This window comes from Photobacterium makurazakiensis, from assembly GCF_050336715.1.
In the GTDB taxonomy this organism is placed as follows: domain Bacteria; phylum Pseudomonadota; class Gammaproteobacteria; order Enterobacterales; family Vibrionaceae; genus Photobacterium; species Photobacterium makurazakiensis.
Map to the genome: position 1 here is coordinate 39,024 of NZ_JAKJSJ010000023.1, position 22,344 is coordinate 61,367.

At 43.1% G+C, this 22,344-nt stretch carries 16 protein-coding genes and 4 tRNA genes; 9 read left to right on the top strand and 11 right to left on the bottom strand.

Annotated features, from left to right (window positions below):
* Positions 1 to 181: 181 nt before the first annotated feature.
* Positions 182 to 1,426 carry a carboxynorspermidine synthase gene (locus L4D09_RS11570; protein WP_428457662.1) on the bottom strand — a complete coding sequence of 415 codons (1,245 nt, stop codon included), beginning with the start codon at positions 1,424 to 1,426 and terminating at the stop codon, positions 182 to 184.
* A gap of 80 nt (positions 1,427 to 1,506) precedes the next feature.
* A complete protein-coding gene (locus tag L4D09_RS11575) occupies positions 1,507 to 4,398 on the bottom strand; it encodes a pyridoxal phosphate-dependent class III aminotransferase (protein ID WP_428457663.1) in 2,892 nt (963 codons plus the stop codon).
* Between the two features lie 1,018 nt (positions 4,399 to 5,416).
* Between L4D09_RS11575 and L4D09_RS11580 the strand changes: the two genes are divergently transcribed.
* Positions 5,417 to 6,439 carry a PTS sugar transporter subunit IIC gene (locus L4D09_RS11580; RefSeq protein WP_428457664.1) on the top strand — a complete coding sequence of 341 codons (1,023 nt, stop codon included), beginning with the start codon at positions 5,417 to 5,419 and terminating at the stop codon, positions 6,437 to 6,439.
* A 60-nt stretch (positions 6,440 to 6,499) separates the two neighbouring features.
* Here the strand turns inward: L4D09_RS11580 and L4D09_RS11585 are convergent.
* The 7 genes from L4D09_RS11585 to uvrY form a co-directional block, all read right to left on the bottom strand.
* A tRNA-Cys gene (locus L4D09_RS11585) sits at positions 6,500 to 6,573 on the bottom strand.
* 9 nt (positions 6,574 to 6,582) lie between these two features.
* Positions 6,583 to 6,669: transfer RNA gene (locus tag L4D09_RS11590), tRNA-Leu, on the bottom strand.
* A 78-nt stretch (positions 6,670 to 6,747) separates the two neighbouring features.
* Positions 6,748 to 6,823, bottom strand: a tRNA-Gly gene (locus L4D09_RS11595).
* Positions 6,824 to 6,845: 22 nt separating this feature from the next.
* Positions 6,846 to 6,919: transfer RNA gene (locus L4D09_RS11600), tRNA-Cys, on the bottom strand.
* Positions 6,920 to 7,168: 249 nt separating this feature from the next.
* A complete protein-coding gene (gene pgsA, locus L4D09_RS11605) occupies positions 7,169 to 7,726 on the bottom strand; it encodes a CDP-diacylglycerol--glycerol-3-phosphate 3-phosphatidyltransferase (protein ID WP_428457665.1) in 558 nt (185 codons plus the stop codon).
* Between the two features lie 39 nt (positions 7,727 to 7,765).
* Entirely contained in the window at positions 7,766 to 9,601 is a 1,836-nt protein-coding gene (gene uvrC / locus L4D09_RS11610) for an excinuclease ABC subunit UvrC (protein ID WP_428457666.1), read from the bottom strand.
* Positions 9,601 to 10,245 (bottom strand): UvrY/SirA/GacA family response regulator transcription factor, encoded by a 645-nt coding sequence (uvrY, locus tag L4D09_RS11615; RefSeq protein ID WP_428457667.1) that lies wholly within the window; start codon positions 10,243 to 10,245, stop codon positions 9,601 to 9,603. Before uvrY ends, uvrC begins: the two co-directional genes overlap by 1 nt.
* 792 nt (positions 10,246 to 11,037) lie before the next feature.
* Between uvrY and L4D09_RS11620 the strand changes: the two genes are divergently transcribed.
* Genes L4D09_RS11620 through L4D09_RS11630 form a run of 3 tightly spaced genes read left to right on the top strand, consistent with a single transcriptional unit; the run spans position 11,038 to position 14,126 of the window.
* Positions 11,038 to 11,589, top strand: a complete 552-nt coding sequence (locus tag L4D09_RS11620) for an ECF-type riboflavin transporter substrate-binding protein (protein WP_428457668.1) — start codon at positions 11,038 to 11,040, stop codon at positions 11,587 to 11,589.
* Positions 11,590 to 11,592: 3 nt separating this feature from the next.
* Positions 11,593 to 13,287, top strand: a complete 1,695-nt coding sequence (locus L4D09_RS11625) for an ABC transporter ATP-binding protein (RefSeq protein WP_428457669.1) — start codon at positions 11,593 to 11,595, stop codon at positions 13,285 to 13,287.
* Positions 13,287 to 14,126: an energy-coupling factor transporter transmembrane component T family protein gene (locus L4D09_RS11630; protein WP_428457670.1), complete on the top strand. Its 840-nt coding sequence runs from the start codon at positions 13,287 to 13,289 to the stop codon at positions 14,124 to 14,126. Before L4D09_RS11625 ends, L4D09_RS11630 begins: the two co-directional genes overlap by 1 nt.
* A 48-nt stretch (positions 14,127 to 14,174) precedes the next feature.
* Here the strand turns inward: L4D09_RS11630 and L4D09_RS11635 are convergent, their stop codons facing one another.
* Positions 14,175 to 14,483, bottom strand: coding sequence for a hypothetical protein (locus L4D09_RS11635; RefSeq protein WP_428457671.1), 309 nt, complete (start codon positions 14,481 to 14,483; stop codon positions 14,175 to 14,177).
* 408 nt (positions 14,484 to 14,891) lie between these two features.
* On the opposite strand from L4D09_RS11635, the gene L4D09_RS11640 reads away from it, so the two are divergent.
* The 3 genes from L4D09_RS11640 to L4D09_RS11650 all read left to right on the top strand — a co-directional run bounded on the left by L4D09_RS11640 (position 14,892) and on the right by L4D09_RS11650 (position 18,560).
* Positions 14,892 to 15,557, top strand: a complete 666-nt coding sequence (locus L4D09_RS11640; protein WP_428457672.1) for a helix-turn-helix transcriptional regulator — start codon at positions 14,892 to 14,894, stop codon at positions 15,555 to 15,557.
* A gap of 145 nt (positions 15,558 to 15,702) precedes the next feature.
* Positions 15,703 to 17,103 (top strand): L-cystine transporter, encoded by a 1,401-nt coding sequence (locus tag L4D09_RS11645; RefSeq protein ID WP_428457673.1) that lies wholly within the window; start codon positions 15,703 to 15,705, stop codon positions 17,101 to 17,103.
* A 128-nt stretch (positions 17,104 to 17,231) separates the two neighbouring features.
* On the top strand, positions 17,232 to 18,560 hold the full coding sequence (locus L4D09_RS11650) for a CoA-disulfide reductase (RefSeq protein WP_428457674.1): 1,329 nt from the start codon (positions 17,232 to 17,234) through the stop codon (positions 18,558 to 18,560).
* 76 nt (positions 18,561 to 18,636) lie between these two features.
* On the opposite strand, the gene L4D09_RS11655 is transcribed toward L4D09_RS11650, so the two are convergent.
* Positions 18,637 to 19,536, bottom strand: coding sequence for a DMT family transporter (locus tag L4D09_RS11655; RefSeq protein WP_428457675.1), 900 nt, complete (start codon positions 19,534 to 19,536; stop codon positions 18,637 to 18,639).
* A 98-nt stretch (positions 19,537 to 19,634) separates the two neighbouring features.
* Here L4D09_RS11655 and L4D09_RS11660 point away from each other — a divergent pair, with 98 nt between their 5' ends.
* Entirely contained in the window at positions 19,635 to 21,098 is a 1,464-nt protein-coding gene (locus L4D09_RS11660) for an aminotransferase-like domain-containing protein (protein WP_428457676.1), read from the top strand.
* A gap of 37 nt (positions 21,099 to 21,135) precedes the next feature.
* Complete coding sequence (locus L4D09_RS11665; RefSeq protein WP_428457677.1) at positions 21,136 to 22,248, top strand: PQQ-dependent sugar dehydrogenase; 1,113 nt, start codon at positions 21,136 to 21,138, stop codon at positions 22,246 to 22,248.
* The last annotated feature ends 96 nt before the right edge of the window (positions 22,249 to 22,344 follow it).

Below are 22,344 nucleotides of genomic sequence, written 5' to 3' on the forward strand. Positions count from 1 at the left end.
AAGGGAGCAATAACTGCTCCCTTCTGATATTACTTTGTAAATAAGGCAGTAAACATAAACCGCCTATTTATATTTTTTGATTATAATTCGTAGGAATTTGAGACAAGAGCAAGGAAACCGCGCGGAGTTTACGAACGTAAATGAGCACGATTGACACCGCTATTGCCTCAAATAACCAGAATTATTTCAGGATTTTGATGTCAGGCTGACCGACTTCCAATTCCTGAACATGCCAATCAAGACCAATCTCAGGCATAGTTTCTAGGAACGGATCTGGGTCTAGTTGTTCCATGTTGAACACGCCAGCTTCTGCCCACTTACCACGGAAGTATTGCAGTGCTGCAGTAATCGCAGGCACACCTGTCGTGTAAGAAATCGCTTGGTGCTCTACATCTTTGTAGGCCACTTCGTGGTCAGCATTGTTGTAGATGAACACGCTACGCTCTTTACCGTCTTTCTTGCCTTGTACCCAAGTACCGATACACGTTAGGCCAGTGTAACCCGGAGCCAACGATGTAGGATCTGGCAGCAATGCTTTTAATACATGTAGCGGTTGAACAACAGTACCGTCGTGCAATGTAAGTGGATCAGGGCTTAGTAAGCCGATATCACGCATGCAGTTGAAGTAGTTTAGGTAAGCATCACCAAAGCCCATCCAGAATTCGATACGTTTTGCTGGAATAAACTCTTTCATTGAGCGAACTTCATCGTGCGCCATTGAGTAGACTTTTTGTGGACCACAGTTAGGGAAATCAAACTCTAGCATACGAGAGTGACAAGGTACTTGCTTCCACTCTTCGTTTTCCCAGTAGAAAGAATCACCTTGGATTTCTAGCATGTTTGTTTCTGGGTCAAAGTTAGTTGCAAACTTCTTACCGTGATCACCTGCGTTGACATCCATAACATCAATGGTGTCGATTTCATCGAACAAATGCTTCACAGCGTATGCAGCAAATACACTAACTACGCCGGGATCAAAACCAGCACCTAGAATACCGGTGATACCCGCTTCAGCGAATTTTTCACGGTAAGCCCATTGCCAATCGTAAGCTTGTGGTACTTGCTGACCTTCAGAACAAAGATCAACAGCAACCGATGTATCTAGGTAAGATACTTTAGCTTGAAGACACGCTTCCATGATGGTCATGTTTACCCATGGAGGACCAGCATTGATGACAAGATCAGGTTTTACATCTTCAATCAATGCCACTAATGCATCAACGTCATCCGCATCAACAGTACGAGATTCAAGCTTCTTCGATGGGTCTTTAAGGTTATTCTTACCCTTGATGGAGTTGATAATTTTGTCGCACTTTGAAAGTGTGCGAGAGGCAATCGTAATATCGCCCAATACTTCATTATTTTGAGCTGCTTTATGCGCAACAACCCAACCAACACCACCAGCACCAATCTGTAGAATTGCCATAGTATCTATTTTCCGTTTGTAAAATCTATCAATAAACCAAGACGCCAAATTCATCGATGGCGACTTGGCTCAGTTCATTTTTAAGCTACTTGCTCGATGTGAGCTGCAACGTTATTAATTTCTTTCAGTAATGATTCAAAATCTGACATCGTCAGACAAGGGTTCAAAATGGTAAATTTCAGTGCAACCTTGCCGTCTACCACCGTTTCACCCAATACTGCTTTCCCTTGCACTAGTGCATCAATGCGTAATTGTTTATTTAACTGGTCGATATTAGCTTCTTGCTGAAGACCAACGTAGCGGAATAGCACCGTCGACAATGCCGGATCGGCCAACAATTCAAACTCTGCTGATGTATTTATAAGATCAGCAACTTGCTGTGTTTGGTTTAGCAAGTGGTCATACATTGCCCCTAACGCTTTAGGACCAACACATTGCATAGTCATCAGCACTTTTAATGCATCAAAACGCTTGGTTGTTGCAATTGATTTGTCCACCAAGTTCGGCAGTACATCATCTTCGCGATTTAAGTAGTCTGCATGGTGCAGTAGATATTTAAAATGCTCTTTATCTTTAACCAATACAGCACCACAGCTGATCGGTTGATAGAACATTTTGTGAAAATCAACACTGACTGAATCAGCCAGCTCAATGCCATTCAATCGAGATTTGTGACGACTTAAGATAAGTGCGCCACCGTATGCGCCATCGACATGCAACCATAAATTATGTTGCTGCGCGATATCAGCCATGCCCGCTATATCATCAATAGCACCATGATCTGTTGTACCTGCTGTACCTACTAACGCAAACGGCAACAAGCCATCTTGCTTTAAAGTTTCAACAGTTTTGACTAACGACGCTAATTTAATCGTACCATCAGGGTTCGTATCAACGCAGACAACAGCTCGCTCACCTAGCCCCATTAGAGAAGCCGACTTTTGAACGGTAAAGTGTGATTTTTTCGAGCATAGAATACGCATTTTTGCTGCATATTCTGGTAAGCCTTGTTGCTGAATATTATGTCCCGAGATGGTGTCTGCAGCCCAATCACGAGCTAATAATAGACCCATCAAGTTACTTTGCGTACCACCACTGGTAAAGACACCATCAGCAGCATCACCAAGTTGATAAAGCCCGCAAAGCCAGTCGACAACCTTCTGCTCAACAAACGTTGCAGCGCTCGCTTGATCCCAAGAGTCCATAGACTGGTTCAATGCCGCTATGAATGCCTCAGCAGCAATCGCTGGAAGCAGCGGTGGCGTGTGAAGGTGCGCAATACAATGTGGGTGTTGTACCATGATTGAGTTTTTGGCAATCACTTCACCAACTTGCTCAATCACTAAATCCAAAGGCATCTGTGAATTATCTAAATCAATGTTGTTAATCATTGATTTCAGTACTTGCGGTTCGATACCTGAATACGGTGTATCGGTATTTTCAAATACAGACTTTAACGCTTGAGTTGTGCTATTCAATGCTGATTCAAACACATCTGCACCACCTTTACCCGTGTGAATAAAGTGTTGATGCCAATCATTACTTTCAACGTTAATATCTTGAACGATTGCAGGCCCAGCGGTAGCAAGAACGGCTTGACTCAATGCCTCGAGTGCAAAATCAATTTGCTCGTAGGTGATAACAAGTGGCGGAAGGAAACGCAATACCGAACCTTGTCGGCCACCTTTCTCAATAATTAATCCACGCTCAAGCGCTGCACGCTGAATAGCGATTGTTAGCTCTGGATCGGCTTCTGGCTCACCAAACTTATTCTTAGAACCATCGGCTTTAACAATTTCCATGCCAAGCATTAGGCCTTTACCACGTACCTCAGCAATGCAGCTAGTGTACTGTGCAATACGTTCTAACCCTTCACGGAAATACTGACCAGCTTTGTGGGCGTGTTCAACTAGGTTATCACGACGAATTATTTCGAGTGCTTTTGCCCCCGTCGCCATCGCAAGCTGATTACCACGGAAAGTGCCGGTATGCTCACCCGGGTTCCATGTATCAATTGATTTGTTAAAAATCAAAATCGACATCGGTAAACCACCACCGACAGCTTTAGACAAACACAGGATATCCGGTGCGACACCGGCCTCTTCAAAGGCGAAGTTATAACCCGTTTTACCAATACCACATTGAATTTCATCAAAGATCAGTAAAATACCGTGTTCTTTGGTGATTCGACGTAACTCTTGCAACCAGAATGCTGGGGCTGGGATTACTCCCCCTTCACCTTGAACGGGTTCAACAATGATCGCTGCAGGCTTTTGTACACCACTTTCATCATCACATAGCATGCGCTCAATATAGCGAAGGCTTTGTTTAGCCCCTTCGTCACCATGCATGCCAAACGGACAACGTAAACTGTATGGGAAAGGTAGAAAGTGTACATCTGACATCAAACCCTGACGACGAGCTTTGGTGTTCAGGTTCCCCATCATCGCCATCGTACCATTTGTCATTCCGTGGTATGCACCGTGGAAGGCAGCCATGGTATTACGACCTGTCGTCTGCTTAGCCAGTTTAATGGCAGCCTCTACCGCATCGGCACCTGACGGGCCACAAAATTGAATGCACGCATCTTTTGAGAAATAATCGGGTAGAAAACCCATCACTTCTTTAATGAATTTATCTTTTGCAGGTGTCGTCATATCAAGCGTTTGATAAGGAAGACCAGCCTGTAACTGATCGATGATCGCTTGATTGATTTCAGGGTGGTTATACCCCATAGCTAAGGTACCCGCACCGGCCAAGCAGTCTAAAAACAACTGACCACGCGTATCTTCAACTAAAACGCCTGATGCTTTAGCAATCGCTAATGGTAATCGACGCGGATATGAACGCACTTCTGATTCATAGTGCTCTTGGCTAAGAAGTAACTCATCTGGTGTTAAATCATAGATTCCATGGACGACAGGCACATTCGAGGCCAGCTTCAATTCATCAAGGTTTAATACGTTGCTCATGATTTTTCCGTTTAATCATGTTGCACATACCTATCAATGATTTTCACATAAATAAACATCATCTAATCGGTGGTATTTCTCAATATTCACCCTTCCAGACGCATTAAGTAGAGACTAAGCATCGAAAGTAGATGTTTTACATAAAATTCATTGTGGTATAAATGCAACGTTTACATGCAATACAGGGAATCATGCTGTTCCATCATACGGTTGTGGCTCACAGCACAAAGTTCAATCTACGAACGGATAACGAGAAAGCACTTTAAATGACAAAATTTAAATGTCGAAAAGCGATAACTGCAATTATGTCAGTACATTGGAATTCATATTATTTGTGATCAGGAAGATCAAGGCTCAGTAATAATACTGTAATTGGGTAAGACAAAGCTGATTTTGGTAGATATAGATAATGTCATCGCTTTCACGTTGGGTTCCTTCAATATGCCCCTGCTCAATTTGCAGGACAGCGCATTAATGCCCTTCTACTAAAATATGCTCTTGATTGAAGAATCATATTGTTAGTACCTACGGCGTACTATGCGGTAATCAGCCTGAATACAACACAGTACCTATGCCTCAGATCATTCAAGTCTGAGATTGGTTTGAAAACTAACACATTGAGAATGTGCATGCCAAGTGTTATTTACAAATGTTACAACTCTATTCATCGCCAAAATTTGACAGTGAAACTGATTGAATAATTAGATTTATTAACCACAAAGCCTTCTATAAGAAAAACAACATGAAGTAGTTCAAAATTCAGCCTGAGTTATTATGCTAACGTAATAATTGTTTACTTAACGGGATGATTTAGTTATGACATCGTTTCACGTTAATTTTGTGCAATTTCGTTCGAACATTAGTACGTCCCCCTGAGGACATTTACTTGCTTGCGGTCTGCTAAGCAATACCCTCTCCCATCCAATTCGTACATATAACCTCTTATCTATCCCTGATCCTGGCGGTTAACCTTTATTAGCACCTGTTATTACATTGTTTTTATTAGCAAGGAATTAATATGGAAATTATTCTGGGAATTGCTGCATTAATTGCAGCGTTATGTTTGTTTTCTTTGTTCAGCTTTAAAGCCCCAAATGGTAGCGCTGCCATGAGTGGGCTCGCTGATGCCGCTATTGCGACTTTCTTGGTTGAGGCTATTCATAAATATGTTATGGGTAACCTTTTAGGGATCAGTTACCTTGCCGAATTTGGCAATATGGTTGGTGGCATGGGCGGAGTTGCGGCCGCAACATTGGTTATGTTGCGTGTAGGTGTGCAGCCCGTATTTGCAATCGTAACCGGCTTAGCAATGGCGAATCTGGGCATTCTAGAAGGCTTTATTGTTGGCTACTTATTCTCGTTTGCAGCCCCTCTTTTCAAAAAATACCTACCGGAAGGTGTTGACGTCATTTTAGGCGTACTCACCTTGGCCCCACTAGCAAGGCTGCTGGGTATTTTCATTAGCCCTGGGCTTGATTTACTAATGGGGACGCTCGCAAGCATGATCACTGAAGCAACACAGCTATCGCCACTTGCGATGGGCTTCTTGTTAGGTGGCTTGATCAAGATGGTCTGTACTTCACCGCTAAGTTCAATGGCACTGACCGCCATGTTAGGGCTCACAGGCTTACCTATGGGGATAGCCGCCATTGCATGTGTCGGGGGATCTTTTACTAACGGTTATATATTCCACACATTAAAGCTGGGTAAATCCAGCAATACGATCAGTGTCATGCTTGAACCTTTAACCCAAGCCCACATTGTTACTCGAAATCCTGTGCCTATCTTTATGTCTAACTTTATCGGCGGTGCATTAGCGGGCACAATTGCCGCCTATTTCGGCATTGTTAACGATGCGCCAGGCAGTGCAGCCCCTATACCGGGGTTACTGGCTTCTATTGCCTTCAATGAACCACAAACACTGTTCATGGCTGTTTGCGCCGCAGCAATAGCTGGGTTAATCGGAGGGATAATAGGAAACCGTATCTATACCAGTCTATTAGCCAAAAGGGTACCATTGCAACAATTTGCAAATGGCTAATATTCGTTCTAGATAAAATGCAAAAAAGCCCGATACTTTCGTATCGGGCTTTCTGCTATATGGAGGCGCGTCCCGGAGTCGAACCGAGGTCCACGGATTTGCAATCCGCTGCATAGCCACTCTGCCAACGCGCCTTTATTAGATGGTGCCCCGGGCCGGACTTGAACCGGCACAACGCGAACGTCGAGGGATTTTAAATCCCTTGTGTCTACCAATTCCACCACCAGGGCACGCAATTTCTCGCGATGCGCTAACTGAAAAGTTAAACACCATCTRTGTCTTACCGCTATTGCCGTAAGATTTTAATTTGGAGCGACACATCGGGTTCGAACCGATGACCTCAACCTTGGCAAGGTTGCGCTCTACCAACTGAGCTAGTGTCGCTTTATTTATTCTCAATCGAGAATGGAGGCGCGTCCCGGAGTCGAACCGAGGTCCACGGATTTGCAATCCGCTGCATAGCCACTCTGCCAACGCGCCGTAACCTTTCAGGGATGCTTCCCCCGTTGGTATGGCAGCCATTTTACACAACCATTGTAGGCTGTCACGCAGAAAATGAAGAAAACAAAATCGTTCGCTTTATTTTCAACCAATGACACCAAATGTCGTTCCATATGATTAAAAGCGCAACATTTACGTTGCTAAAAATCAATCACCATTCAGGTGCGGCTTTAGAAGACACACATTACCAACGCAGAAAAAAAGCGGCTATCAAGCCGCTTCTTCTTTTTATATGTCTTCTGAGTTCAGCAAATCATGCTTGGCTGCACGTAAGTAAATATACATAGACCAGTACGTTAAAATCATTGCTACGTATAGTGAGATGTATCCAATCCATACAACCCAATCAGTTGGGTGCCATAGTAGAACGCACAAAGCAAACATCTGCGAGCCTGTTTTCACTTTTCCGACCCATGAAACCGCAACGCTAGAACGTTTGCCAAGTTCAGCCATCCACTCACGTAATGCTGAAATAATAATTTCTCGACCAATCATAGTGATAGCTGGAATAGTTACCCACACAGAGTGGTAATGTTCAACGACCAATACCATTGCGGCAGCGACCATCACTTTATCTGCAACAGGATCGATAAATGCACCAAAACGTGTCGTTTGGTTAAGTTTTCTCGCCAAATAGCCATCAAACCAATCTGTAATAGCTGCGATTAAGAAAATCAGCGCCGTTGCAAAAGGCGCCCAGCTATAGGGAAGGTAAAAGGTGATAACAAAGCATGGGATCAGAAACAGTCGTATGAAGCTTAAGATATTCGGAATTGTTAAACGCATAATTCTTAGTTCTTATTGTGGATTTAAATTGCAGCACTGTTAGCCATGTTGCAGTGCGTCATATATTTTTTCTGCTAAGGCTTTACTGATTCCTGGAACCTTAGCGATGTCTTCTCTACTTGCTTTTTTCAGTTCTTGTAATCCACCCATATACTTAAGTAGTGCCTGACGACGCTTAGGACCGATCCCTTCCACATCTTCTAATGCACTACGCCTTCTCACTTTTGCACGCTGGGCACGGTGACCACTTATAGCATGATTATGGCTTTCATCCCGGATATGCTGAATTAAATGCAGCGCCGGTGAGTCTGAAGGCATTGAAAATTCTTCGCCGGTTGTCAAAAGTAGGGTTTCAAGCCCCGGCTTTCGCGTTGTTCCTTTTGCTACACCGACTAATAACGCGCGCTTTGGCCACGTCGACATCAATGGGTTAACTACATCATACGCTCTTGACAGCTGACCTCTACCCCCATCGATAAAAATAATGTCAGGAATTTTATCAGGTTCAGTTTGTCCGCTGTAACGTTTCTCTAGGGCTTGCGCCATAGCAGCGTAGTCATCTCCACCAGTGATGCCCGAAATGTTATAACGACGATATTCTTGCTTTGAAGGCCCCTCTCGATTAAACACCACACAAGAAGCAACCGTTTTCTCTCCCATTGTATGGCTTATATCAAAGCACTCCATTCGCTCTAATATATTGAGATTCAACGCTTCACGCAATGCCATAAAGCGTTGTTGAATCGTCATTTTATGATTGAGCTTACTGATTAACGCTGTTTCTGCATTCGTTTGGGCTAAGCGCTGAAATTTTTCCTTGTTACCACGGCTACGTACCTTCAACGTAATTTTGCGTCCAGCAAGCTCAGTTAGGGTATCTGCGATAACACTTTTTTCTTCACCTAAGTCGAGACCAAGCAAAATTTCGGCAGGGATCACCCTACCCTCAGCCTGATTGAGATAAAACTGTGTCACAAAACTAGAGAGAACTTCAGTCACACTCGCATCAGAAGGCATACGCGGGAAATAGCTACGACTACCCAAGATTTTACCTTGGCGAATATACAGCGCATGAATACAAGCCATACCATTATCGTGTGCAATGCCAATGACATCGAGATCGTCATCACTATCGTTGCTCACAAATTGCTGCTCTTGAACACGGCGTAAAGCTTGGATCTGATCCCGGTACAGCGCCGCTTTCTCAAAGGCTAACTGCTGACTAGATTGCTCCATCTTTTCCACAAGCGAACTAATAACTTGCTTATCTTTTCCTTTCAGAAACAAGCGAACATAATTCACCTGCTCTTGATAATCCTCGTCACTGACAAGGCCTTTCACACATGGTCCTGAGCAGCGACCAATTTGATACATTAAACACGGACGACTCCTGTTTGCATAAACGGAGTCTTCGCATTGACGAACAGGAAAGATTTTTTGTAGTAAGTGCAAGCTCTCTCGTACCGCTCCACCATCAGGGTAAGGGCCAAAATATTCGCCTTTGCGTTTTTTAGCACCACGATGGATAGTGAGTCTGGGATGAGTCGTTGAACTAAGGAAAATGTAAGGATAAGACTTGTCATCTCGAAGCAGTACATTGTATTTAGGTAAATACAATTTAATGTAATTATGCTCAAGAATAAGTGCTTCGGTTTCGGTATGCGTTACAGTGACATCGACTTTAGCAATGTTTTTAACTAAAGCCCTTGTCTTTTCACCAGCTACCGTCGTACGAAAGTAACTGGCAAGGCGTTTTTTAAGATCTTTTGCTTTACCGACATAGATAACCTCACCAGCGACGTCATACATTCTGTATACGCCTGGCTGGTGAGTAACGGTTTTCAAAAAGCTTTTTGAGTCAAACGGTTCTGACACTACAACGTCTCTGTATCTAACATTCCATGTCGAATAGCAAGGTGAGTTAATTCTACATCACCACTGATATCTAACTTATTGAATAGTCGATAACGATAACTGTTCACCGTTTTAGGGCTAAGGTTGAGCTGCTCTGAAATGTCAGTAACCTTTTGACCTTTCGTGATCATCATCATGATTTGCAGCTCACGCTCTGAAAGCTCCTTAAATGGATTTTCTGAGTCTGGCGCAAATTGACTTAATGCCATTTGCTGTGCAATTTCTGGTGAGATATAACGCTGACCACTGTTTACCATTCGGATGGCATTGACCATTTCATCTGGCCCTGCTCCCTTCGTTAAGTAACCAGCAGCACCTGCTTGCATTACTTTCGTCGGAAAAGGGTTCTCAGTATGAATTGTTAGAACGATAATTTTAACATCTGGACTGAAACGTAAAATCTTTCGGGTGGCTTCAAGACCACCGATTCCGGGCATATTCATATCCATAAGAATGATATCCGCGTGTTCACTACGGCACCATTTTACGGCTTCTTCACCACTGTCGGCTTCCCCTACCACTTTAATACCACGGACATCTTCAAGAAGACGTCGGATCCCTGTGCGAACCAGTTCGTGATCATCTACAAGGAATACATTAATCAAGCTGTATCTCCAATATGATTTGGCTCTGCACCCAGCCAATATGGCGGGATAGCTGTTACTAATAGTACCCAATTTTACCCTAAGTTGTAATGAGAACCCATGCAGTTTCTGTGTTTCAGCGCAAATTTTCACTTAAAGTTAGAGCTTGACAAAAAGGGCTCGTTACATATTTCATGCTTCGAAATATAAAATCCGAACAGCAGTATTTACTAAGTAAATAAAAAAATAAAGTAGATAATTCAACATATCCAGCAAGTTAGGGATAATACAGCAAAATTTGCAATGTCGATTAATTTCTCAAAAATCATTGATGAAAAATATAAATCAACATCTTAATCGCAATAAGCAATTTTCACACCAAGCTGCTAAGCCTTCAACACTGTCTACTCTAACGTACATTATTATTCATGATCACCTAAATTTAAAGGCATCATAACTGTAAAAGTTTGTTATCTGCTTGGAACAAATTCTCACTTCATTGTATTTAAAGCACGTGTCGGCTTTTACAACGATTAATCATACTGAAACTGGCTGTTAATCATCATCCTTTTGCCTATTTGATAAATAATTAAACACCCAGAAGTTACAATTTTCTTTCTTCTAATGCTTGCTGTAAGATTGCGCCCTCTTAAATCTACTGACATAACTGTTTTTGCTAAGAAAGGGATTTGCAACACGCGCAGCGTTCATCATTGACGATGATATTGCAAAGTAGCTATTTCATCAGGGTTCTAAATCCTTGTGAGTGGATTTTAAAGTGCAAGTATCCAAAAAGTAATAAAAGGTTATGTCATGAATCTCTCAGCTAAGACAGTTGTACTCATTGCTATCGGTGCAGCCTTATATGGCATTGGCGGACTGCCAATGTTTGGAATTCCTGTCTTCGCAAACACCACGCTAAAACCCGCAATGGCTGTATTGGCTCTATTTGGTGTTCTTTTTGGCCCATTAGTTGGGTTTTTAGTTGGCTTTATTGGCCACTGGGTCACCGACCTCTTCGCTGGTTGGGGAGTATGGGTAACTTGGGTTATTGGCTCTGGCATTGTGGGCTTAATTATTGGCCTATACCCAAAAATAACGAAAGAACGAATCGAAAAAGGTTTATTTTCGAAGCTAGACTTTTCACTGTTTGTCCTTTTGGCCTTTATCGGCAACGTCATTGGCTATGGTTGCTCTGCCTACCTAGATGCCGTGCTTTATGCCGAACCATTTACGAAGGTCATTGCCCAGCTCACTATTATTGCCGCTGGTAATACCGTCCTTATCGCTATTGTTGGCCATTTTATTCTTAGCTCTGTCGCAAAGCGCAAAAAACAAAGCTACAACCTGAAAGAGGCTTGCTAAGACATGGCAATTGAGTTTTCAAATTTCTCGTTCAAATACTGGGCACTAGAACAACCAACCTTAAAGAACATTAATTTAACCATTGAGAAAGGCGAGAAGGTCATTATCGTCGGTCCAAGTGGCAGCGGCAAGTCAACCTTAGGGCAGTGCCTGAATGGCTTAATTCCTTTTGCTATAAAAGGAGAGACTAGCGGTTCACTGAGTATCAATGGTCGTAACACTAAAAACATGGATTTGCACAAGTGTACCAGTTTGGTCGGTACGGTCCTTCAAGATACCGATGGTCAATTCGTTGGCTTAAGCATTGGTGAAGATATTGCTTTTGCACTTGAAAACCAAATGATTGAACTCGGCTCTATGCATAGTATCGTCGAACAAACAGCAACGATGTTAGAGCTGGATGACATGCTACATCTATCGCCATTTGACCTAAGTGGTGGCCAGAAGCAGCGTGTTTCACTTGCAGGTGTTATGGTTGATGATGTCGACATCCTGCTGTTTGATGAACCTTTGGCAAGTCTTGATCCTAAAACGGGTAAGTCAACCATAGAGATCATTGATAAACTACACAAAGATACCAATAAAACGGTCGTTATCATTGAACACCGCCTTGAAGATGTCCTGCACTGCCCAGCAGATCGCATTATATTAATGGAGCGCGGTGAGATCGTAGCCAATATGACGCCGAATGAATTATTGGCTAGCCCCTATTTAGCGCAGCATGGCATACGTGAACCTTTATACCTTACGGCACTAAAAGCTGCGGGCTGTAATATCACGTCAAATGATCAACCCGCTTATCTAGAAACACTCGACCTTGACCGGTTTAAGCCTGCGTTAGTCTCATGGTTCAGCCAAGACACAGAACAACATCAGTGTAAGGCCAGTACTCCCTTATTAGAGATCAAAGGGCTTTCCTATTCATACGATGGACAAAGAACAACACTTGATGATGTTTCTTTCACCGTCAATAAAGGCGAGTTCGTTTCTATCCTTGGCAAAAATGGTTCAGGAAAATCGACAATTACTCGTCTTATTATGGGTGTACTAGAACCGGACAATGGAAGCATTGCATTTAATGGCAAAGATCTTGTGCAAAGCTCCATATTTGAGCGCAGTCAAAAAATTGGTATTGTGTTACAAAATCCTAACCATATGATTTCTCATCATATGATTTTTGATGAAGTTGCTTCTGGGTTACGTAACCGTGGCATGAAAGAGTCTGACGTTAAAGCAAAAGTACTTGCTACGCTAGAGCTATGCGGCCTTAGTCGTTATCGTCACTGGCCTATAGATGCATTAAGCTATGGGCAAAAAAAACGTGTTACGATTGCGACAATCCTAGTATTAGAGCCTGAACTACTGATCCTCGATGAGCCAACCGCAGGTCAAGACTATTATCACTACACCACAATGATGAATTTCATTCGTGATTTAAACGATAAACTAGGCATTACCATCGTCATTATTTCACACGATATGCACCTTGTACTTGAGTATACCGATCGAGCCATAGTGATCGCCGACAGCAAATTAATTGCAGATGATGCAGTCAATACGATATTTAGCCAACCCCTACTGCTTGAACAAGCTAACTTAACCGTGACAAGCTTATATACGCTTGCCGATAAGTTAGGCATTGAGCGAATCGATAACTTTATCCGTTGCTTCATTCAGCATGAGGCAAATGCAAAATAATGAAAACAAATAAAATTAAATTCGGCATTAGTTATGCCAACACGGGCTCACCGCTTCATGCCCTAAACGGTATTACTAAGTTCATATTATTCATGGCTTGGGTCACTATGGTCTTAATCACTTTTGATATCAGGGTGATCAGTCTATTAATCATGGTAGGGCTGTACCTATTACGATTATCGCGTGTACCTTTTTCAGCCTACAAACCACTGTTGATTGGTACGTCAACAGTGTTGTTACTGAATGCATTTTTTATGTTCTTAATTGCCCCTCAACAAGGCATGGAATATATGGGCTCGCAAACGGTGCTCTTCTCTCTGCCCGGTAACTACTCAATCACTAGCGAGACACTGTTCTACCTCGTTACAGTGACGCTGAAGTATTTCAGTATGTTCCCTATCGCATTGGTCTTCGTTTTTACTACCCACCCAACAGAATTTTCTGCAAGTCTGAACCGACTTGGGGTGCCTTACCGCATAGCTTATGCCGTAAGTTTAACATTGCGTTACCTACCTGAAGTTACGAAAGACTTTATCAATATCATGCATGCGCAGCAGGCGCGTGGTGTGGATATTTCAAAAAAAGCACCTGTTTTCACGCGCATAAAGAACGTGGCAAAAATATTAGGCCCTTTGATTTTTTCTAGCCTTGATCGTGCCGATGTGATTGCAAACGCAATGACCTTACGTGGCTTTGGACGTAACAATAAGCGTACTTGGTATAGTTTAAAACCCATGCGCAAGGCTGACTATCTAACTCTCCTTACTATTGGTGCAATCCTCACTATTGGCGTACTGAATCGTTACCAATCGGAACAACTCTTTTGGTATCCATTTTAACGCAGGCTTCGTCAATATATTAATACCTAAAAGCCCCATTCGGCGAGATTATTCATTATCGATAACCATTGAAATATAATGATCTCGCCAATATTCAGCATCATCTAACAGCTCTTCATTGATTTTTATTGCATTCTCAATGGTTAAATAAAGCGGAGAGTTTTCTTCACCAAACTCTATCAGGCTTCCCTTTGCCTTATAAAGCTGAGACAAGTAATCATGCTGTACAGCTAAAAACTGTTGCTGTTGGTCAGTTATATCGTATGTATTTTCCGCGTAATTTTGCGTATAGGAAACTAGCAGCCCTAAACAAAAGGTAACCGCAACTAAACCACCAATCCATGACCGATTCATCATTACTACCTGCCTTATACAACTGTTACGAAGGTGCATGCAGCGATCATACAACATTATGTACACTATTCAATTAACCATAACTGAATACACATTATTAAGTAGTTAGTGAGGTGTTATAGCTCTTCATTACATGATTTTGTCAACACATCTTAATTAACATTTTTTAATTCAATACTTACCGCTATGTAATCCCAAAGAGCATCGTTGTGAATATGTTGCAAATAAGTAACAAGTAAACACCGGCAATGATAATAAATAATCAACCAGAGATGGCTTTTTTGTGCTCCACAACCAGTTTTTAACACAAATTTACCTTACTTGACATAAGGTTATTAACTAACCGATCTAACTCAACTTTTTTTTACTCCTAAAGGGGTAAATTACGCATCGTTGAGTGAGGAGTTTAGTATGGATATGAAAACCGCTCAGATACCTACTGAGTTAACAGAAGACGAATTATTGATTACGTCATGGGAACCCGCAGTGGATGCTATAGCATCACTGTTTGGTAGTAGCTGTGAAGTTGTTCTCCATTCATTCAATAACTTACACTCATCTGTAACTAAAATCGCTAATGGACACGTTACGGGTCGACAAGCTGGAGCTCCAGTCACTGACTTTGCCTTACAGAAGCTAAACTCTAATTGCGGTTCTAAATGGAGCACATATTTTACGCGCACCAAAGACGGGCAAATGATGAAGTCAGCTTCAACCACTATTTGTAATCGCAATGGTAAACCCATCGGGATGCTATGTGTAAATTTTAGTTTAAATGCCCCCCTTGCCAGTTTACTTGATGCCTTTAGCTTACCAACATATCAACAAGAAACTGATAATCCAGTACATAATGAAACATTTGCAACTTCAGTTGACGATCTCGTAAGTCAAATTATTACTCAAGTTCATAATGATTCAAGCTTGGCAAATAACCTTAGAAATAAAGAAATAGTATGCCAACTATATGACCGAGGTATTTTTGAATTAAAAGATTCATCATCTATGGTTGCTGAAATGCTAGGTGTATCTAAACATACTGTTTATTTACATATAAGAAATCACAAACAGCAACGGTAAATAAAGTACTTTTAATATTCATAATAGCTAGCAATACTCAACAATTGCTAGGTAATTAACATCTTTGCACCATAGGTTTTAAATTAGAGGTTATACATTTGTATAGCTTCAGGACTCTTACATTTATATTTTGAAGGAATAAATGATGACTTTCAGCGTTATATTAAACTTGAGTATTTTCCTTGCGTTAATACTCTTTCTATATCGGCTTCAAACTAAATACGTTACCTTTACCAAACGTGTATTCGCTGGCTTAGGTTTAGGTATTATTTTCGGTGGCGCCCTGCAAATTTTTTATGGTGCCGGTTCAGACGTTATTAAAACGAGTATTGAATATTTCGATATCGTTGGTGTCGGTTACGTAAAACTGCTCCAAATGATCATTATTCCGCTGGTGATGGTCTCTATCATCTCAGCCATACTTCGCCTTAATGGCGGCACCTCTTTGGGTAAAATTAGTGGCATGACGATTGGTGTGCTGATCGTTACTACAATGATTTCAGCCGTTGTTGGTATCCTAATGGCGAACTTATTCGGCCTCACTGCTGAAGGGCTAACATCGGGTGCTGCAGAGATCGCCCGCGGTGAAGCATTAGAAAACCGTTTAGGGTCTGTAGAAGCAATGTCATTTGCCAAGCTAATGATTGAGTTCTTACCGGCTAACCCGTTCTTAGACATGACTGGCTCACGCCGCACATCAACCATTGCTGTGGTTATCTTCTCAGTATTTATTGGTATTTCTGCAACCGGTATTGCACGTAAGAAACCTGAAGTCTTTGCATCATTTGAGAACTTCATTAGTGTTGCCCAAGCTATTGTTATGCGTATGGTTACCTTAGTACTTCGCCTAACCCCGTTTGGTGTGCTTGCTCTGATGACCAAAGTTATCTCAGGCTCTAACTATGCAGACATCGTTAACCTTGCTAACTTCGTTATTGCTTCTTACGGTGCAATCTTTGTCATGTTTGCTATTCACCTTGCGTTAGTCGCTATGGTGGGTCTAAACCCAATGCGTCACCTGAAAAAAGTCATTCCAGTGCTACTGTTTGCCTTTACTTCACGTACCAGTGCTGGCTCAATTCCAATGAATGTTCAGACTCAGGAAAAGCACTTAGGTATCCCAAGTGGAATTGCTAATTTCTCTGCATCATTTGGTTCAACTATCGGTCAAAACGGTTGTGCTGGTATTTACCCAGCCATGCTAGCAGTAATGATTGCGCCAACTGTTGGTGTTAACCCAATGGATATGGGCTTCCTGTTTACCCTTATTGCTATCATCACAGTTAGCTCTTTTGGTGTGGCAGGGATCGGTGGTGGTGCGACGTTCGCAGCCCTTATTGTTCTATCGGCCTTGGACTTCCCTGTTGCCCTCGCAGGCCTTCTTATCTCTATCGAACCTCTGATTGATATGGGCCGTACAGCGCTAAACGTATCAGGGTCAATCACCGCAGGAACAGTAACCAGTAAAGTGCTGGGCCAGACAGACATGGATATTTTCAACAGTGACGTAGAAGTTAACCTTGATGGTGAAGATGCTACTGCATAAAAGTAAAACTCTAGCGTTATCGGACGTTAATGATTAACAAGTACCAAAGGGAAGCCTCGGCTTCCCTTCACCAAACTCTACACACTATAGCGTTGTGCTAGAGGGGTTTAAACAAAAGAGAAATAACAATGAAAATAGTCATTATTGGTGGTGAAGCGGCTGGTATGAGCGCAGCAGCTAAAGCTCGACGTATTAACCGCGATGCTGAAATTACGGTATTTGAAGCTTCGGAAGTTATTTCTTTCGGTGCATGCGGCTTACCCTACTTTGTTGGCGATGAATTCCAAGATCGCAACTACATGGCTGAATTCACACCGGCGCAGTTTGCAGAGCGCGGTATTGACGTTAAGACCAGCCACCGTGTTAATAAGGTCGATGCGCTCAATAAACAACTTGAAGTACAGCACGGTGATGAAACTTTCGTAGCCCGCTATGATCGCTTGATGATTGCAACTGGAGCAAGTGAAGTATTACCACCAGTTAAAGGCCTAGAAAAGCGTGGTGTTCATAGCTTACGCCGCATGGATGATGGTATCAGCCTTAAAAAGGCTATCAATCAGCCGCAGTGCCAACATGTGACCGTGATTGGCTCAGGCTTTATCGGCCTAGAAATTGTTGAAGCAATGATCCACCAAGGCAAGCAAGTTCGTTTGATCGAACGTGCAGAACGCCTTATCCCTGATGCCTTTGATAATGAAATTAGCGAGCACTTCCTAACTGAATTGCAATCAGCAGGGGTTGAGGTATTACTTTATGAGTCGTTACAAGAGATTCTCGGTGACGATCATGTTACCTCGATCAAAACAGATAATGACCTACATCCAACCGATCTTGTTGTCGTTTGCACTGGTGTTAAACCTAATACTGGTTTCATGAAAGAAACTGGCATTGAAACCTTAGCCAACGGTGCGATTTGTGTAGACCAACAAGGCCGAACATCATTGCCTGATGTATGGGCAGCAGGCGACTGTGCGTCTATTTGGCACAGTGTCCTCAATAAGAATGTCTACATCCCGCTTGCTACAGGGGCAAATAAACTCGGCCGTTTAGTTGGCGAAAATATTGCTGGCAAGTCTTTAACCTTCCCTGGATCTTTAGGGACAAGCTGCGTGAAAGTCTTGTCTTTAGAAGCAGGCCGCACTGGTATTTCAGAACCAGAAGCGATTGAGGCTGGCATCAACTACAAAGCAATCACCATCAAAGATAAATGCCATACCAACTACTGCGATGGCCAATCTGATATTCACATGAAACTAGTATATAACGCAGATACTCAGGTTATCTTAGGCGCCCAAATGATTGGTAAGAAAGGCGCAGTACACCGCATTGATGCCATGGCTGTTGCCATAACTGCAGGACTAACCACTAAACAACTGGGCACGCTTGATTTTGCCTATGCGCCGCCGTTTGCCCGTACTTGGGATATCATGAATGTTGCTGGCAATGTGGCGAAGTAACACTTCATTAGCTACTCGTGCCGAGCTCCTATTATAAAGTCAAAGACCAGCCTTCGCTGGTCTTTTCTATTTCTAATCATGCTTCTGTTGACTGACCAACCATTCTTGATTCCACTTTAGGCTTACGGGTTACCAAATACACAGCCAATGCTGCCAGCATAAAGCCGAGTGCACCTAGCTCATCAAACGTTTCACCAAAAATCAGCCAAGCCTGAATAGCCGTCATTGGAGGAACAAGGTAAAAAGTTGATGCCACTTTTGATGACTCGCCATGTTTCACCATATAAAGCAGAAGTAAAATCGCAACCACCGACAAAACAAGTACTAGCCATACAAGTGCAAAAATAAACTCACCCGACCATGTGACCACCATGGTTTCTGTCGTAAGAGCAACAGGCAAAAACAGTAATGCTGCCGCAGTGTATTGCCACACCGCACTGCCGACCATATCAATACCTTGGCAAAAACGTTTTTGATACAACGTACCTAATGTGATGCCAAGTAAAGCTGCAATGGTAAAGATATAAGCCGCTTGCTTGCTGCCATCTTGATGCCAAGCCATATTGCCCTGCAGCACCAGCATGATGCCGATAAAACCAATCCCTAAACCTAGCCACTGTGACATTCGCATTCTCTCACCCACTGACGCAAACATAACCACCGCGGTCAAAATCGGCTGTAAACCAACTAGCAGTGAACATAGTCCTGCTGGCATGCCCTGCCCAATTGCGATGTAGGTCCCTCCCAAGTAGAAGCCGTGGATCAGCAAACCGGCAACCAAACAATGTAGCATTGCCTTCCCTTTGGGCAATGAAGCGCGCAGTACTGCAACTAAAAGTAAAAAGACACAAATATTCGCTGCCATACGAAGCAAAAGAAAAGTTGCAGGTTCGGCATAGGGCAAACCTAATCGGGCACCAATAAAACCGGAGCTCCACAACACAACGAAAATAAACGGAATTAAACGGGTTAGCATGGCAGGTATCTCTTTTTATTTTAAGTGATACCTATTACTTTATAGGGGTACAAAAAAGTTAATAGGGACAGTTTCAACCATTTATTAGGGTACAGATAATGCTGAAAGAGACCATCATAACCCGTGCCAAACACCATCAAAGCAGCCACCAGCAAGCCAAGTACCAACAGGTCGTCACCTTAATTGGTGAACGTATCGATAAAAGGAGCTACCAAGCTGGTGATAAGTTACCCTCAATTCGCGAGCTTAGTGCAGAGCTTTCACTGAGTAAAAATACGATTATCCGCGCCTATCAACAACTAGAGGCCAGCGGGAAAATCACAGCATGCTCTCGCTCAGGGTTTATCGTCTCAGCCATTAATGCCCCTGCTAAAAAGATCACAACCACGCCCAAATACGTTGATTTAATGGCGTTGAGTAAAACGATAATGAGACTGCCGGCTGAGGGCAATATTGTATCATTTGGATCAGCCCATCCTGATACCGACTTTCCAGCTATCCGCTCACTCTATGCTGAAATTGGTCGCCACAGTCGCTATCAACACCACATTCCAAGCCATTACCAACTTCCTCCGGGCAATGAAGATTTACTCAAACAACTGGTGGCCGTTAATCGGGAGCTCGGTATCAATACTTCAGTGAATGAACTCCTGATCACGAATGGTGCCCAGCAAGCCATTAGCCTAAGCTTGCAAGCAATCACCCAACCCGGCGACATTGTTTTAGTCGAATCCCCTAGCTACTTTGGTAACTTGCTATTATTAGAATCACTTGGATTAAAGGCCATAGAAGTTCCCGCCTCAAACCGTGACGGTATGGATCTCAACGCACTCCAGCAGGTACTTGCTCGTTGGCCTGTTAAGGCAATTATCACGAACCCAAGTTTCAATAATCCAACCGGGTTCTTAATGCCAACAAACAAACGACTTGAGTTTCTCGCTATTACTTCGGGGATCCCTATCATTGAAGATGATGTATTTGGTGGTCTCGCCTATCAGTCACGGCCGCTTCCTCTCAAGACCCTCGATGAAGAGAACCGGATAATCTATTGCAACTCACTGTCGAAAACCTTGGACTCTCGATTACGCATTGGCTGGGTCATTGCAGGTAAATATCAACCAACCATCGAAAAGCGGCTAATGACCGATAACATGGGTAGCCCTAATCTAATGCACTCTGCCGTTGGTCAGTTTTTATCAACCGGTAAATACCGCCAGCATCTGGGAAAAATCAGGCGAAGCTACGCAAAAAAACAAAAAATGTTTTACCAGCAACTAACGCAAGCTTTAGACCAGTACCCAAACCTATATAACCATTATCACCTATCACAACCACAAGGTGGGTTTCTATGCTGGCTAACCCTACCCAACTCAGTTGACGGATTAGCGCTATATCGCGGTGCATTAGAAAGAGGCATTAGCATATTACCCGGCGAGATGTTCAGTACCGATGAGCATCATCGCAACTGCTTGCGATTAAGTTTTGCGACATTTGAACCAACACAAAAATGGAAAAAAGCATTGGAAACACTGGCAGAAGTTATTGCCAGGCACGACAATTAACCAAATCTGGTTTTTATCATAACGAAAGGACTTCACTATGATACCTCGAGCATTACGGCAACTCGTACTCATTTGCCTTATTAGCCTAAATTTGACCGCCAACGCGAAAAGCGTTTATCAAGGCAGCAGCCAAGGCATGCCCTTTCAAGTCGAGCAGATCTCTACCCTGTCAGGAACACCGTGGGGCATGACATTCATCTCGGATAACACCCTATTTATTACTCTGCGCGATGGACGGGCTATAACGCTCAATACAAAGAGCAGCCAAATCGAAGCGATTTCAGGGTTACCGGATGTTTTTGCCAGCGGTCAAGGCGGGTTATTAGACGTTAATTACCACCCTTCGGGCTGGCTCTATTTCACCTATAGCAAACCTATTGGTACAGAAGCTGCAACCACCTTAGCCCGTGCCAAGCTAGCCGGTACCGAGTTAAAAGAGTGGGATGATCTTCTGGTTACGAAATCGACCAGTGATACAGCTCGCCATTTTGGTAGCCGCATTGCTTTTAAGGATGAGTTTGTTTTCTTCTCTGTTGGCGACCGAGGGCACCGCCCAAACGGCCAAGATCTCACGACCCATGCAGGTAGTATTATACGCTTGACCCTTGACGGAAAAGTGCCTGCCGATAACCCGTTTATGAAGCGGAGTAAGGCCCTACCTGAGATCTGGAGCTACGGCCACCGTAACCCACAAGGACTACTTTACGATCCCCATACCGATCGTTTATGGTCAAACGAACATGGACCACGCGGCGGAGACGAGATAAACCTGATCACCAAGGGCAGTAACTATGGCTGGCCAATTACGTCGCACGGTAAAGAGTACTGGGGGCCTATCACTGTGGGTGACGCCAAAGAAAAAGAAGGGATTGTATCGCCTAAAAAAGTCTATATTCCATCAATCGCCCCCGGCAGCCTATTACTCTATAACGGTGACGCTTTTCCAGCGTGGAAGGGTAGCTTATTCAGTGGTGCACTGAAGTTACGTCACCTTAACCGTATCACAATGAATACAGAAGGAAGTGCCGTTAGTGAAGAGAGGTTGCTTGAAAGCCTCGATGAGCGGATACGGGCCCTCACACTTGACCCGAAAGGCTTTTTGTATCTATCAACAGACAGCGGTGATATTTATCGTCTGACACCTAACTAAGCATTCATCATTCGCCACTCAGCTTAGATATCCTCTCGATCCATAACATGCATAATATGCATATATAAACTGCTAAATACTCATTTGAGTCATGAT

Excerpts from the sequence above, each read along its gene's own strand:
- L4D09_RS11625 (WP_428457669.1), top strand. The coding sequence starts at position 11,593 with ATGGCAATTGAGTTTTCAAATTTCTCGTTCAAATACTGGGCACTAGAA.
- L4D09_RS11575 (WP_428457663.1), bottom strand. The coding sequence starts at position 4,398 with ATGAGCAACGTATTAAACCTTGATGAATTGAAGCTGGCCTCGAATGTG.
- L4D09_RS11655 (WP_428457675.1), bottom strand. The coding sequence starts at position 19,536 with ATGCTAACCCGTTTAATTCCGTTTATTTTCGTTGTGTTGTGGAGCTCC.
- L4D09_RS11570 (WP_428457662.1), bottom strand. The coding sequence starts at position 1,426 with ATGGCAATTCTACAGATTGGTGCTGGTGGTGTTGGTTGGGTTGTTGCG.
- L4D09_RS11580 (WP_428457664.1), top strand. The coding sequence starts at position 5,417 with ATGGAAATTATTCTGGGAATTGCTGCATTAATTGCAGCGTTATGTTTG.
- L4D09_RS11640 (WP_428457672.1), top strand. The coding sequence starts at position 14,892 with ATGGATATGAAAACCGCTCAGATACCTACTGAGTTAACAGAAGACGAA.
- L4D09_RS11635 (WP_428457671.1), bottom strand. The coding sequence starts at position 14,483 with ATGATGAATCGGTCATGGATTGGTGGTTTAGTTGCGGTTACCTTTTGT.
- L4D09_RS11660 (WP_428457676.1), top strand. The coding sequence starts at position 19,635 with ATGCTGAAAGAGACCATCATAACCCGTGCCAAACACCATCAAAGCAGC.
- L4D09_RS11645 (WP_428457673.1), top strand. The coding sequence starts at position 15,703 with ATGACTTTCAGCGTTATATTAAACTTGAGTATTTTCCTTGCGTTAATA.
- L4D09_RS11665 (WP_428457677.1), top strand. The coding sequence starts at position 21,136 with ATGATACCTCGAGCATTACGGCAACTCGTACTCATTTGCCTTATTAGC.
- L4D09_RS11650 (WP_428457674.1), top strand. The coding sequence starts at position 17,232 with ATGAAAATAGTCATTATTGGTGGTGAAGCGGCTGGTATGAGCGCAGCA.
- L4D09_RS11620 (WP_428457668.1), top strand. The coding sequence starts at position 11,038 with ATGAATCTCTCAGCTAAGACAGTTGTACTCATTGCTATCGGTGCAGCC.
- L4D09_RS11630 (WP_428457670.1), top strand. The coding sequence starts at position 13,287 with ATGAAAACAAATAAAATTAAATTCGGCATTAGTTATGCCAACACGGGC.
- pgsA (WP_428457665.1), bottom strand. The coding sequence starts at position 7,726 with ATGCGTTTAACAATTCCGAATATCTTAAGCTTCATACGACTGTTTCTG.